Source organism: Acetobacter garciniae (assembly GCF_017377735.1).
Taxonomy (GTDB): Bacteria; Pseudomonadota; Alphaproteobacteria; order Acetobacterales; family Acetobacteraceae; genus Acetobacter; species Acetobacter garciniae.
In genome coordinates, this window is the sequence record NZ_JAFVMH010000014.1 from 1 (window position 1) to 13,536 (window position 13,536).

The 13,536-nt window shown below is 63.5% G+C and carries 10 protein-coding genes; 4 read left to right on the forward strand and 6 right to left on the reverse strand.

The window, feature by feature from the left end:
• The first annotated feature begins 129 nt into the window (after positions 1-129).
• Positions 130-1,521 (forward strand): purine-cytosine permease family protein, encoded by a 1,392-nt coding sequence (locus tag J2D77_RS16010; protein WP_207847470.1) that lies wholly within the window; start codon positions 130-132, stop codon positions 1,519-1,521.
• Between the two features lie 55 nt (positions 1,522-1,576).
• On the opposite strand, the gene J2D77_RS16015 is transcribed toward J2D77_RS16010, so the two are convergent.
• Positions 1,577-3,040, reverse strand: a complete 1,464-nt coding sequence (locus J2D77_RS16015; RefSeq protein WP_207847472.1) for an MFS transporter — start codon at positions 3,038-3,040, stop codon at positions 1,577-1,579.
• Between the two features lie 439 nt (positions 3,041-3,479).
• Between J2D77_RS16015 and J2D77_RS16020 the strand changes: the two genes are divergently transcribed.
• Positions 3,480-4,820 carry a GntT/GntP/DsdX family permease gene (locus J2D77_RS16020; protein WP_207847474.1) on the forward strand — a complete coding sequence of 447 codons (1,341 nt, stop codon included), beginning with the start codon at positions 3,480-3,482 and terminating at the stop codon, positions 4,818-4,820.
• A 76-nt stretch (positions 4,821-4,896) separates the two neighbouring features.
• On the opposite strand, the gene J2D77_RS16025 is transcribed toward J2D77_RS16020, so the two are convergent.
• Positions 4,897-5,913, reverse strand: a complete 1,017-nt coding sequence (locus J2D77_RS16025; protein WP_207847476.1) for a 1-aminocyclopropane-1-carboxylate deaminase — start codon at positions 5,911-5,913, stop codon at positions 4,897-4,899.
• Between the two features lie 154 nt (positions 5,914-6,067).
• On the opposite strand from J2D77_RS16025, the gene J2D77_RS16030 reads away from it, so the two are divergent.
• Complete coding sequence (locus J2D77_RS16030) at positions 6,068-6,532, forward strand: Lrp/AsnC family transcriptional regulator (RefSeq protein WP_207847478.1); 465 nt, start codon at positions 6,068-6,070, stop codon at positions 6,530-6,532.
• Between the two features lie 264 nt (positions 6,533-6,796).
• Positions 6,797-7,396 (forward strand): nitroreductase family protein, encoded by a 600-nt coding sequence (locus tag J2D77_RS16035; RefSeq protein WP_207847479.1) that lies wholly within the window; start codon positions 6,797-6,799, stop codon positions 7,394-7,396.
• Between the two features lie 133 nt (positions 7,397-7,529).
• Here the strand turns inward: J2D77_RS16035 and J2D77_RS16040 are convergent, their stop codons facing one another.
• The 4 genes from J2D77_RS16040 to J2D77_RS16055 all read right to left on the reverse strand — a co-directional run bounded on the left by J2D77_RS16040 (position 7,530) and on the right by J2D77_RS16055 (position 13,533).
• Positions 7,530-9,683 carry a catalase gene (locus J2D77_RS16040; protein ID WP_207847481.1) on the reverse strand — a complete coding sequence of 718 codons (2,154 nt, stop codon included), beginning with the start codon at positions 9,681-9,683 and terminating at the stop codon, positions 7,530-7,532.
• A 212-nt stretch (positions 9,684-9,895) separates the two neighbouring features.
• Positions 9,896-10,783, reverse strand: coding sequence for a TauD/TfdA dioxygenase family protein (locus J2D77_RS16045; RefSeq protein WP_207847483.1), 888 nt, complete (start codon positions 10,781-10,783; stop codon positions 9,896-9,898).
• A gap of 41 nt (positions 10,784-10,824) precedes the next feature.
• Positions 10,825-12,105, reverse strand: coding sequence for an RbtT/DalT/CsbX family MFS transporter (locus tag J2D77_RS16050; RefSeq protein WP_207847484.1), 1,281 nt, complete (start codon positions 12,103-12,105; stop codon positions 10,825-10,827).
• A gap of 18 nt (positions 12,106-12,123) precedes the next feature.
• Positions 12,124-13,533, reverse strand: a complete 1,410-nt coding sequence (locus J2D77_RS16055; RefSeq protein ID WP_207847485.1) for an LLM class flavin-dependent oxidoreductase — start codon at positions 13,531-13,533, stop codon at positions 12,124-12,126.
• Positions 13,534-13,536: the final 3 nt, after the last annotated feature.

The window sequence follows — 13,536 nt, forward strand, 5'->3', positions numbered from 1 at the left end:
TCGGAAAAAACATCGTAACGAATTCCCTCGCCATCTGGCCCCGGCACAGGCAAAACGTGAGAATACACGCCATGCAGGGGCCAGCAGCCCCATATGCCCGCACAGCCCCCGATGGAGCCCGGCCCGTTCATGTCCGATAGCCTGAGCCGTATCGAAACCGAGACCATCTACCCCATCGCATTGGAAAACAGGCATGGCCGCCCGCGCGACCTGTTCACCGTCTGGTTCGGGTCGAACATGATGATGCTGACCGTCGTGACCGGCGCACTGGCCACGACCCTGTTCGCCCAGCCCATTGGCGCGGCCCTTGGGGCCCTTGTGGCGGGCAATCTGGTGGGCGGGGTGTTCATGGCGCTGCACGCGGCACAGGGGCCAAGGCTTGGCGTGCCGCAGATGATCCAGACACGCGGGCAGTTCGGCCTGTGGGGGGCGGTGCCGGTTACGGCGCTGGTGGTGCTGATGTATGTGGGCTTTGCCGCATCCAACTTCGTGCTGGGCGGGGAAGGGCTGCAACAGATCTTTCCGGGCGCGGGCAGGATGGGCTGCGTGGTGGCCATGGGGGTGCTGACCGCCATACCCGCCCTGCTGGGCTACCGCATGATCCACGCCGCCGCCCGCGCCATGACCTTTCTGTGCGGCGTGGTGGTGGTGGCGTCCCTGCTTTATATCGGTGTCACGCAATGCCAGGCGATCCTGTCCGCCCCCGCGCGCCCCGCCACCCTGCGCGGCCTGCTGGCAACCGCATCCGCCGCCGCTTTGTGGCAGATCGCCTATGCCCCCTACGTGTCCGATTATTCGCGCTACCTGCCGCCCGGGCGGGTGGGGGAACGGGCGGCGTTCCATGCCTCGTTCTGGGGATGCGTGGGCGGGTCGGTGCTGCCCATGGGCATTGGCGCGCTGGTCGGCCTGCTGGCGGGCGGGCATAATGTGGTGGCGACATTCGCCGCCCTGCTGGGCGTGTGGGCCGTGCCGGTGCTGGCCGCCCTGTCACTGGGCATTACCGTGGCCACGGCCATGAATATCTATTGCGGTGCGCTGTCCACCCTGACCGTCCTGCAAACCTTCCGCCCCACGCGCCAGCACCGGCTGGGTGCGCGCATTGCCGTAACGCTGGGGCTGTGCGGGCTGACCTTTGTCATGGCGGTGGCCATGAGCCAGAGCTTCATGGCCGCATATGACACGTTCCTGCAGGCGTTGATGGCGGTCATGATCCCGTGGACCGCCATCAACCTGACCGACTACTACCTGCTGCACCATGGCGAATACGATGTGGCGTCCTTCTTCTCGCCCACCGGCGGACGGTACGGCCTGTTCAACAAGCCCGCCCTGGCCTGCTACGTGCTGGGCATTGCCGTGCAGGTGCCCTTTTTCGCGACCGATTTCTATACCGGGCCGATCGCGCGCATGATGCACGGCATAGACCTGGCCTGGGTGGTCAGCCTGTGCGTGACGGCCCCGCTGTACTGGGCGGTGGAACGGCGCTTCAACCCCAAGGCGCTGCCCCGGGCCGCCACGTCCTGACCCGCGGGCCTGCGGGGCCGGGCATGGGCCGGGCAAGACCCGCTCACGGGCCCGCTCAAAGGCCGGATGTGACCTCGCCCATGGGGGGTGTTTCGTCCTGCCCGGCCTTGCAGCGGGCGGGCGTTCCATCCCCCGTCGGTGCCGGGTGGTGGATTGTGCGATACAGCAGCATATAGGCCCCCAGCCCCAGGAAAACCGCGGCCACCATCAGGTAGCCCGGCATCATGGGGTTGGCGGTCACGGCGACAAGCCAGGTTACGAAAGGCTGGGTCAGCCCGCCAAAGCTCGACACCGCCAGGGCATACACGATGCCGAACACGAAAGAGCGGCTGCGCGCGGGCAGGGCTTCCACCTGCGTGCGCCAGATACACGCATTGCCCAGCCCCGTCAGCCCGAACAGGGTCACGTTCAGCAACAGCATGCTGCCCAGCCCCGGCGCCTGGATGGCCAGGCGGTACAGCGGCACGCTGGCCATGGCCATGACAAGGCCCACCGCCAGCACATAGGGCCGGGGGTCGGGCTTGCGGGCCAGGGTGGCCATGCCCACCCCCAGCGCCACGGCCCCGGTGACCAGCCCCGCCGCCATGCCCGCCATGCCGATGGAGGGAGACAGATGCAGCACCGCCACCGCGTAGCTGACCCCGAAATGTTCCACATAGGTGATGATGGTGCCACTGGTGATGCACAGGAAAACCAGCGGCACCACCCGGCGCAGCACACCCCGCTCCGCACTGTCCAGGCGGGGCCGGGCGGGAGCACCCGTGGTGCCCACGCCAGTACCTGTGCCGGCGATGCGGGTTGCGGCACTGTCGGCTACAGTGGCGGCGACGGTGCCAGCGGCAGCACCACTGGCCGCACCACTGGCCGCCACACTGGCGCGCAGGGCCAGCCCCAGCGGCACGATGACCAGCCCGAGCACGAACGGCACCCGCCACCCCCAGGCGTAAAGTGCGTCTTGCGAGAGGGTGAGCGAGAGTACAAGCCCCACCACCACACCGGCGAGCGAGCCCAGAAGCTGTGTCATGGACTGCATGGCCGCGAACACCCCGCCCAGCCCCTGGGGTGCGGCTTCGACGATCAGCGCCGTGGCGGGACCGACCTCACCCCCGTCGGAAAAGCCCTGCATCATGCGCGCGACGATAATCAGCACCGGGGCCAGCAGGCCGATCGTGGCGGTGGTGGGCGCCAGGGCCAGCAGCAGCGATCCCGCACCCATCAGGCTGAAGGTCAGCATAAGGGCCGCGCGCTGGCCGTATCTGCGCCCGTACCACCCGACCACCAGGGCCCCGAACGGGCGCAGGAAAAACCCCACGGCAAAGGTCATGAGCGAATGCAGAAGGCTGGCCAGATGATTGCCGGAGGGAAAAAACGCCTGCCCGATCATGGGCGCGAAAAAGGCGAAGGCCATGAAATTGTAGAATTCGAGAAAATTGCCCACACAGGCGGCAACCAGCACCCTGCGCGCAACGGGGCTGGCAGGAACCGCCCCAGCGGGGAAGCGTGAGGGCGCATGCGCCATGGGGAACCTCCGATCCGGGCCGCCTGGGCGGCCTGTTACGCTGCCAGACAGGGCGTTGCCAGACTAAAAGCCTCCGCCCCGGTTGTTCAAGCACGACATGGCCTCGAACACCGCCAAAGTGCCCGCCATCGGGCAGGCCGCACGGGCGGGGATTGTCCCCGGCCTGTTCAACGGGGAATCAAATGGCTGGCATGCTCTATTGGCATGGGCAGGCAGGCATGGCAAAGAAGGGCGAAATCTCAGCCCCTTGGACCCCGGCATGCCGGCCCCTGTCACCCCTGGGCACGAAACCAGGGCCGCCGGGCCCAGCCTTGAGCCTGCCTGCCGGAAGCCGGGGGCATGACACAACCCTGCCCGCCTTCGCGGCAGGCCTGGCACCCCACCGCCAGCAAGAACGCCCGCCCCGCATGACGGGGGTGAGAAGGATGGGGCCCGCTGCATGACACCGCTTTTCATTCTGGCCGTCGGGGCCGCGGCCATTGTCGCTGTCATTCTGCTGATCGCGCGCTTCCGGTTCGAACCGACACTGACACTGTTCGGCGTGGCGATCGCGGTGGGGCTGGCGGTCGGGCATGCCCCCACGCAGGCCGTATCCTCGTTCGAAGCAGGGGCCGGCCATACGCTGGGGCATATCGCCTTCATTATCGCCTTCGGCACCATGCTGGGCCGCATGATCACCGAAAGTGGCGCCGCCCAGGCCATTGCCCGCACGCTGATCCGGCTTTTCGGGCCGCGCAACATCCACTGGGCCATGATGCTGATCGGGCTGGTGGTGGGGCTGCCGATTTTTTTCGATGTGGGCTTTGTCCTGCTGGCCCCCCTTGCCTTCGTGGCCGCGCGGGCGGCGCGCCAGCCCATTCTGCTGGCCGCCCTGCCCCTTGCCTCGGGCCTGTCGGTGGTGCATGCGCTCCTGCCCCCGCACCCCGCGATCATGGTGGCAGTGCAGGCCTACCACGCCCGCGTGGGGCTGGTGCTCCTGCTTGGCGGCATCATTGCCGTGCCCACCGCCATCCTGACCGGGCCTGTCTTCGCGCGGTTCGTGGCCGGGCGCATGAAGGTGCACGGTGTCAGCTCGCTGGAGGCACAGGTGCTCGACACACAGGTGGCGCGTGCCGAACCCCCCGTATGGCTGGCGCTGCTCGCGGTGCTGATGCCCGTGCTGCTTATTCTGGCCGGGCTGGTGCTGGGCGGCCTTTTCCCCACAGGCATGGGCCACCGGGTTGGCGAATTGCTGGGCTCGACCGATATCGCGCTGGCGCTGTCGGTGGGCTTCGCCTGCGTTGCCCTGGGGCATGCGCGCGGGTTGAACAGCAAGGCCATGTCGGCCCATCTGCATGACTGCCTGGCCCCCATTGCCTTCCTGGTCCTGCTGATTGGCGCGGGCGGCGGGTTCGGCCGCGCGCTGATCGATGCGGGCGTGTCCGACGTGCTGACGGGGCTGGCCCGGCACTGGCACATGCCCATCCTGCTGATGGCGTGGGGGCTGGCGGCGCTGGTGCGCCTGGCCACCGGGTCGGCCACCGTGGCCATGAGCACGGCCGCCGCCCTGCTGGCCCCCATGGCCCAGCAAGCTGGCGTGGTCTCGCCCGAGGCCATGGTGCTGGCCACCGGGGCCGGGTCGGTCGCGTTCGGCCCGGTGACGGACCCCGGCTTCTGGCAGATCAAGGAATATCTGGGGCTGAGCATGGGCCAGACCCTGCTGACCTGGTCGGTAATCGAGACCGCCATAGCCCTGCTGGCCCTGGCCGGGGCAAGCCTGTTCCAGTACCTGGCCGCCTAGACAGCCGCTGGCAGGGCACAGCGCGGGCACGGGGCTGCGCTGGCCGCCCCGCACGGGGCACGCCCCTGTGTTCCGGTCAGCCGTTGCGGAAGGTGTAGCTGTAGCCGTTAATGGCTGGCACACCGCCCAGATGGGCGTACAGCACCTTGGATTTCTTGGGGAAAAAGCCTTTTTTCACCAGGTCGATCAGGCCCTGGATGGATTTGCCCTCATACACCGGGTCGGTAATCATGGCTTCGGTCCGGGCTGCGATACGCATGGCCTCCACCGTCTCGCGCGAAGGCACGCCGTAGGCGGGGTACGCGTAGTCTTCCATCAGGATGACATCTTCCCCCGCGATTTCGGGCCCATCGACCAGGGCCGAGGTTTTCTGCGCGATGTCGAGCACCTGAGCGCGCACCTGCCGGGGCGTGAAGGAACCGTCGATCCCGATCACCTGGCGGGCGCGCCCGTCATCGGCAAAGCCCACGATCATGCCCGCATGGGTGGAGCCGGTCACCGTGCAGACCACCACATAATCGAACTTGAAGCCCAGTTCGGCTTCCTGGGCGCGCACTTCCTCCGCAAAGCCGACATAGCCCAGCCCGCCATATTTATGCACCGACGCCCCGGCCGGAATGGGGTAGGGCTTGCCGCCCTTGGCCTCGATCTCCTTGAGCGCGTTCAGCCAGCTATCGCGAATGCCGACATCGAAACCTTCATCCACCAGTTGGGAATGCGCCCCCATCAGCCGGGTCATGAGAATATTGCCCACGCGGTCATACACTGCATCGTCATGGGGCACCCAGCTTTCCTGGATCACGTGGCATTTCATGCCGATCTTGGCGGCAACGGCAGCCACCAGCCGGGTGTGGTTGGACTGCACCCCGCCGATGGAGACCAGCGTGTCCGCGCCAGAAGCAATGGCGTCGGGCACGATGTATTCGAGCTTGCGCAGCTTGTTGCCACCCATCGCCAGGCCGGAATTGCAATCCTCGCGCTTGGCGTAAATTTCCACATCCCCGCCCAGATGCTCGGTCAGGCGGGGCAGGAATTCGATGGGTGTCGGGCCGAAGGTCAGGGGGTAGCGTTCAAAACGGGCCAGGTTGAGCATGATGCGATCCCATAATGTAAAGACCGCCAAACCTACCATAACCGAAATGAAATGTGCTTTCATTCACTGGGTTTATAATCTATGACTGTTCCATTATTTATTATTTCCGCTCCATAATCGCGCAAAATAAATCCATAAAACGAAAGCTTCTTTCATGGCCGACGACCTGGACCGCATCGACCGCCAGCTTCTGCGCCTGTTGCAAAAGGACGGGCGCACCCCCAATGCCGAACTGGCCGACAAAGCCCATATCAGCCCCGCCACCTGCCACCGCCGTGTGCAGCGCCTGCTTGCTGGGGGCCATGTGCGCGACATCCGCGCCCAGCTTGACCCCGCAAAGCTGGACCTGGCCACGCTGGCCATTGTGGGCGTGGTGCTGGACCGTTCCACCCCCGACAGTTTCGCGGCCTTCGAACGGGCCGCACAGGACATGCCCGCCGTGCTGGACTGCTACCTTGTGGCGGGGGATTTCGATTATTTCGTCAAAATCCGGGTCAGGGACATGGCGGATTTCAACCGCCTGCATGCCGCCCGCCTGATCGCCCTGCCCGGCGTGCGCCAGACCCGGACATTTTTCGTCATGAAGGAGGTGGTGGACAACCGCCCGCTGGATATCTGAACCCGCACCGGGTATCGCTTTTTTTCGAAAAGGTACCGGTCTTTGAAGCTTTTTGAAAAAAGCTTCACCAAAAACTTTTGAAAAATTTTTCTCCGTCTTTCGGCGGCTGGCTTTCGATCCGCTCTCCTGACGCATGCGGGGGGTTTACTTTGGCGCGTATTTTCGCCTTAAAATCACGCCACGTTTTCTTTGATACGACAAAACACGTTCAGGAATGGTGCATCACTCCCGCCCATTCCCCAGCGCCACCAGAAAGGCCATGCCATGCCCCACGCCCCCGACCGCAAGACAACCTACCCCATCGCCCCCTTTATCCAGGACCGGTGGTCGCCCCGCAGCTTCCAGGCCGCCCCCATGACGGAGCAGGACCTGCTGTCCATTCTCGAAGCCGGGCGGTGGGCCCCTTCGGCCTATAACGCCCAGCCCTGGCGCTTTCTTTACGCGCTGCATGGCACGCCCGACTGGCACCGGTTCCTGTCCTGGCTGATCCCGTTCAACCAGTCCTGGGCGGAAACGGCATCGGCGCTGGTTTTCGTGGCCTCGCGCACGGTCACGTTGTCCAGCAAGACGGGGGAACCCGTACCCGCCCCCACCCACGCGTTCGACGCCGGCGCCGCATCCCTGCTGATCCAGTTGCAGGCCAACCAGCATGGCTGGGCCACCCATCCGGTCAGCGGGTTCGACAAGGAAATTGCCCAGGCCGGGCTGGAACTGCCCGAAGACTACGCCCTGCACGCCGCCATTATCATTGGCCGCCAGGGTGATGCCACAGCCCTGCCCGAAACCCTGCGCGAGCGCGAAGCCCCGTCCGATCGCGTGGCCTTGGCCGATATCGCCTTTGCGGGTCGGTTCAAGGGCAGCTAGAAGGCCGCCCCCATAAGTCATTCATTGAAAAGATAAAAGTTTCTGGGCGTCGCCTTTTTTCAAAAAAGGCGACGTTGCGGAAGCTTTTTTAAAAAAGCTTCGCCAAAAACTTTTGGCAATCGCCACGGCCTGCTTACGCCAGGTCACGCAGCTTGGGTTCGCGTTCCCAATGGCGGATCATGCCCGTGGCGGCGAAGGCGTCCAGCGGCACCACGCCCGCATCCTTTTCCACCCCTGCCTTGTCCAGCAGGATCTGCGTGCCCTTGCAGTGGGCTATGGTCTTGCAATGGGCATAGGCGGTCATGAACCATTCCACCGCCGCACTGTCATGGGTGAGCTTTTCCGCCATATCCGGTGTCAGGACCGAGGCCACGGCGTCGAACAGCACCGAGGGCGAACCCGCAAGCTGTCCATCCGCCTTGATATCGCCCCCCTTCAGGGTAATCCCGCCCACCCGGGGCGCCACCAGAAACGGCGTGCCCCCGGCGTGCAGAACGATGTCGCGCAACCGGTTGACCTGTGTCAGGTCAGACCCTTCCGCCACCAGAATGCCCAGCTTGCGGCCCGCCATGGTGTCCAGCGCCTGTTTCTGGATGGACAGCTTGTCCGATACCGGCAGGTCTACCGGTTCCTTCGCGGGTTTTGCCTTTTCGGGCAGGTCCATGGCCAGCCCTGCCGCCACGCGCTGGGCCAGTGTTTCATCCACGTTGCGCAGTTGCGACAGCACCCGCTTGCGGACATGTTCAAGCTGCACCTTGGAAAGTTCGAACACGAAGGCCGAAGCGATATGCGCGCGTTCGTTGCGGGTCTGCGACCGGTAGAACAATCTGGGCTGGCTGTAATGATCAGCAAAGCTTTCCGGCCGTACACGCAGTTTTTCTGACGGGTCATTGCGTTCGGTATTGGGTGCGAAGGTGGTAAAGCCGGTGGTGGGGCACGCACGCGGGCCACCGCTTTCGCCCGCTTCGGCCAGGCTGTTGGGTTCGTAATTGGCCCGGCCGGTGGGCACCAGGGTCTGCATCATGCCGTCGCGCTGGAAATTATGGAACGGGCATTTGGGCGCATTGACCGGGATCTGGTGAAAATTGGTGGTCCCCAGACGGGATTTCTGCGTATCGAGGTAGGAGAACAGCCGCCCCTGCAACAGCGGGTCGTTGGTGAAATCGATGCCCGGAATCACGTTCGAAGGCATGAAGGCGACCTGTTCGGTTTCGGCAAAGAAATTGTCCACGTTCCGGTTCAGCGTCATGCGGCCGATAATTTCCACCGGGATTTCTTCCTCCGGGATCAGCTTTGTCGCATCCAGCACGTCGTAAGGCTGGCGGGCGGCCCAGTCCTCGTCGAACACCTGCACGCCAAAATCCCATGCCGGGTAATGGCCCTGGTCTATGCTTTCGAAAAGATCGCGCCGGTGGAAATCGTTATCGGCCCCGGCGATCTTGACCGCTTCATCCCAGATCAGGGATTGCAGGCCCAGCACGGGCTTCCAGTGAAATTTCACGAAATGGCTGCGTCCCTGCGCATTGACGAAACGGAAGGTGTGCACGCCAAAGCCTTCGATCATGCGCAGCGAACGCGGAATACCCCGATCGGACATGGCCCATATGACGGTATGCAGGGATTCGGGCATAAGCCCCACGAAGTCCCAGAACGTATCATGGGCCGAAGCCGCCTGCGGGTAGCCCCTGTCGGCCTCCATCTTCACGCTGTGCACGAGATCGGGGAACTTGATGGCATCCTGGATGAAAAATACCGGGATATTGTTGCCCACCAGGTCCCAGTTGCCTGTCTCTGTATAGAATTTGACCGCAAAGCCGCGCACGTCACGCGGGGTATCGACCGAACCGGCACCCCCCACCACCGTGGAAAGCCGCACAAAGACCGGGCAGGTATTCCCCATTTTCTGGAACAAGGAGGCCTGGGTCAGATGCGGGATGGGCTTGGTGCATTCGAACACCCCATGCGCGCCCGAACCGCGCGCATGCACGATACGTTCGGGAATGCGCTCATGATCGAAATGGAAGATTTTTTCGCGAAGAATGAAATCTTCCAGAAGCGTGGGCCCGCGCGCCCCGGCCTTGAGCGAGTTTTCGTTATCGGCAATGCGATGGCCGAAATTATCGGTCAGATGCGCCACGCCATCGGCATGGTCGTGCCCGCCTTGCACCGACTGGTGCAATTCACCCCCCGTGCCCAGCGTGTCGGTCGTGGGGGTTTTGCCCGCCCCGGGTGCATGGTCATGCAGGCTGTTCCTATGCGCGGGGGAGGGTGTTTTGCGGTCTGCCATGGTGCCTCGCCGTATCAGGGTTGGGGGCCTGAACCGCAGCACTACTCCGCGCGGAGCAACTCATGCCCGGTTACTGGGCGTAAACGCCCAATTCCTGCATAAGTCTAAAAATCGCAAAAACGTGATCGCCCGGCGCGGGCAGCGCCTGAAGCCGGCACCGTCACCTGTTCCGACAGCAATCGGGTTTCCAAAGGGCAACCGCCCCGCCCGATTTACGGCCGACGCAGGTAATAGCTCGCACGCCCATCCACGCTGAGCGGAATATCGCCCTGCACGGTAATGCGCCGAAGCTGGCGGGGGTGGTGGTCGAAATCTGCCGGGGCGTAATGCTGGGTGGCGCGGTTGTCCCAGATCGCGACATCGCCTTCTTCCCAGCGCCAGGTCAGGGTATTTTCCACCTCGGTAATATAATTCTGGAAAATTTCGACCAGCGCGTTGGATTCCCGCGTAGAAAAACCATCCAGCCCCACGACGAAATGCCCCAGCAGCAGGTTCCGCTCCCCCGTTTGCGGATGCACCCGCACCACGGGGTGCTTGGTCTCGTAAATGCGGGAAATGAATTCGGCCCTGAAATCCGCGATTTCGGATTGTTTTGCGTCAAACTTGTAATAATTCGTATCGTAGTCGTTGGAATGAATGGCCCAGGCCGTATCGGCCAGGTTTTTCAGCGGTTGCGGCAGCGCGTCATAGGCGGTGGCCGTGTTGGCCCAAATGGTGCCCCCGCCATAGGGCGGAATATGCAACGCCCGCAGGATCGAAGCCTTGGGGTAATCCGGCACGAAAGTCACATCCGTATGCCATGAATCGGTCGAACGGCCGTAGCGGGATTTAAGCTCGAACGTGTAATTCGTGCCCTCCGGCGCGGCGATCGTGGGGTGCAGGATGGGCTTGCCGAACACGCGGGCAAAGCGTTCGTGCTGTTCGTCGTCCAGGAACTGTCTTTTAAGGAAAATGACCTTGTTTTTCACAAGCTCGGTATTCAGGAAAGTCTTTTCCTCTTCGCTCAGCTCCTGCCGGGCGTCGATGCCGTGAATGACGGCACCCAGCCGGGAGCCGACTTTTTCCACACCAAGGCGGGTCAGTTGTTGGGTTTCGGACATGCTCGGCTCTCCTTCATGCGCGCGATGGGGCGCGCGAAACTTTACGACTGGACAAGTGAGAAATGGGGGGCGGGGTCCTGCCTTGTAAAAACAGCGCTTTCCTGTTCGGGAATTTTGATCAGGGAGACCAGAATGCCGCTGAAGAAGAACAGGAAGGCGTAAATATACAGAACGCCACCGACACCGAATAAAGGCTCGAACGCGTAGACCACCAGCGGGCCAAGCCACACGCTGCACCCCGCCCCGAAGTTGAGGAACGACATGGCAAGGCCCTTGCGCTCTGGCAGCAGGGACGGGGCAAGGGCGGACAGCGGCACGTATCCGGCCAGCGTCAGGCCGAACAGGATAGCTGTTGCGTAAACGCTCCACGGATGGCTGTGGCCGTACAAAGCGGGCACCCAGTACAGCATGACGCAGATCACGCTGCTGCCCACGCCCCCGGCCCACAGGATGGTGCCGCGCCAGGACAGGCGGTCGCTGATGGCACCGAACACGACATTGAAAACGATATTGCTGGCAAATATGGTTTCGAGAAAGCAGATCCAGAAATCATTGGACAGGCCCAGCGTGTGAACGAAGTAAAAGGGCATGAACACCAGAATGCCGTGTGTGGCCGCGGAATTGATGGCCCGGACGATGCAGACAAGCACCAAAGACGGATTGGCCCGGCTGACGCGCAGGAACGTGGCAGGCCCCAGCCGTTCCGGCCTGTCCTTTTCCAGCACCACGGTCTGTTCGTCACGGAGCGAGACAAGGGCCAGGCTGCCCCCCGCCACGACAATGACGAGTGCCAGCCAGAACGTCCGGTAATCGCCAAACGCGGGTTGTGCGAAGGAGGCGACAACCGTGCCCAGTGTGGGCAGCCCGCAGGTGAAGCAGAACCAGAATATTCCCGATGCCAGGCCACGTTGTTCGTAACGCACTTCCTTGACGACAAGCGTTAGAATGCCATAGGCCAGCATGGGGTAGCCAAAGCCGCGGATACTGTAGGTCAGCAGAATTCCCCAGGCCGAATGGTACGGCACCGCCAGCGACAGGAACAGGACCTGCGGGATGGTCCACAGGACAATGCCGCCGATCACCACCTTGCGGCACCCCAGCCCGTCGCATAAAAGCCCCGCCGCCCAGGCCGAAATTGCCGCCGCCACGCCGTAAAGGGTAAAGACCAGGGCAACGGCATGTTCGCTCAGCCCGCATGTGACCAGGAACGGTGACAGGTACCCCACCTCCACCCCGTCACCGATCATGAACAGCAGCAATCCGACATACTGGAAGGCGAAATCACGCGGGGTCTTATGGGGAACAACCATGATGCCGGACATGGGTGGCGGCTCCTTGCGTTACGCGGGAACGGGCTGGGCGAACGCATACCGCGCCGCCGGATGATCCGCCGGGGGGCGGGCGCTGCCATTGGCGGGGAACAGTTTTTCCCGCAGGGTCGCCCCTTCCACCTGCTGGCGAATGCGGCCGCGCTTTTTCAGTTCGGGAATGACCAGACGGCCGAAATCCTCAAAACTTTCGGGATTGACGAGCTGGATCAGGTTGATGCCGTCTGTTTCCGTCTCGTCAAGCCAGCGTTCCAGCGCGTCGGCCACGGTCTGCGCGGACCCGATGAAGGTGCGCGCCCGGCCGAAATTGCGTTCCGGATTGGCGGCCTGTTCCAGTGTCCATTGCCGCCCGCTGACAGCGGGGTCGAACTGGCGCAGGACGGACTGGCTGGCTTCCGTCGGCTGGTAGCGCACGACATCATCACGTTCGGTGCTGGCAAAATCCACCCCCGTCATGGACGAATAATGGATGATGGAGCCCACCGGGTCGTAATACCCGTAATAGTCCTCGAACTTTTTTGCAGCGTCTTCATCCGTTTCGGCCACGACGACCGCAACGGCGGTAATGAACTTGATATTGTCGGGGTTACGCCCGAAGCGCGCGGCCTGGGCGCGAATGCCGCGCACGTTCTCGCGCACGCCGCTGGCCCCGGCCCCCACCACGAACACGACCTCGGCATGGCGGGCGGCGAATTCCGACCCGCGCGCGGATGTGCCCGCCTGCAACACCACCGGCACGCGCTGGGGGCTGGGCTGGACCACATGCCCGTCCGGCACGGTGAAATACCGCCCTTCATGCCTGATGGAATGGACTTTTTCTGGTTGCGTATACACGCTGCCTGCCAGATCGGTGTTCCGCACCACGGCGTCGTCCTCCCACGAGGCCTGCCACAGCTTGTAGGTGACCTGCAGGAACTCGTCCGCCACGTCGTAGCGCTTGTCATGGGGCACCTGGCGACCCAGGCCCAGATTGCGGGCGGCACTGTCCTGCTGCGATGTCACGACATTCCAGCCGATCCGCCCTTTTGTCAGGTGGTCGAGCGTACTGAACTTGCGCGCCGCCAGGTACGGATGTTCATAGGTGGTGGAAAGGGTAATGCCAAAACCCAGGTGCCTTGTCGCCGCCGCCATGGCCGAAACCAGCAGCAGCGGGTCGATCAGCGGGGACTGGATGCCGTGCCGCAGCGAAGCCTCCGGGCTGCCGCCATACACATCGATCAGCCCCAGCGCGTCGGCTATGAACAGGCAGTCAAACCCCGCACGGTCCAGCGACTGCGCCAGTTCCACCCAGTATTCCACACTGGTGTAGCGGTGCGTACGGTCCCGTGGGTGGCGCCACAGCCCGTAGTTCAGGTGCGATACCGTCGCCATGGTAAACGCATTCAGGATAATGGGGGCGGTGTTGCGGGCGGTATAGGACATGAC

Bases quoted from the DNA above. Each gene is read 5' to 3' on its own strand.
- J2D77_RS16010 (WP_207847470.1), top strand. From the start codon at position 130: ATGTCCGATAGCCTGAGCCGTATCGAAACCGAGACCATCTACCCCATC.
- J2D77_RS16015 (WP_207847472.1), bottom strand. From the start codon at position 3,040: ATGGCGCATGCGCCCTCACGCTTCCCCGCTGGGGCGGTTCCTGCCAGC.
- J2D77_RS16020 (WP_207847474.1), top strand. From the start codon at position 3,480: ATGACACCGCTTTTCATTCTGGCCGTCGGGGCCGCGGCCATTGTCGCT.
- J2D77_RS16025 (WP_207847476.1), bottom strand. From the start codon at position 5,913: ATGCTCAACCTGGCCCGTTTTGAACGCTACCCCCTGACCTTCGGCCCG.
- J2D77_RS16030 (WP_207847478.1), top strand. From the start codon at position 6,068: ATGGCCGACGACCTGGACCGCATCGACCGCCAGCTTCTGCGCCTGTTG.
- J2D77_RS16035 (WP_207847479.1), top strand. From the start codon at position 6,797: ATGCCCCACGCCCCCGACCGCAAGACAACCTACCCCATCGCCCCCTTT.
- J2D77_RS16040 (WP_207847481.1), bottom strand. From the start codon at position 9,683: ATGGCAGACCGCAAAACACCCTCCCCCGCGCATAGGAACAGCCTGCAT.
- J2D77_RS16045 (WP_207847483.1), bottom strand. From the start codon at position 10,783: ATGTCCGAAACCCAACAACTGACCCGCCTTGGTGTGGAAAAAGTCGGC.
- J2D77_RS16050 (WP_207847484.1), bottom strand. From the start codon at position 12,105: ATGTCCGGCATCATGGTTGTTCCCCATAAGACCCCGCGTGATTTCGCC.
- J2D77_RS16055 (WP_207847485.1), bottom strand. From the start codon at position 13,533: ATGTCCTATACCGCCCGCAACACCGCCCCCATTATCCTGAATGCGTTT.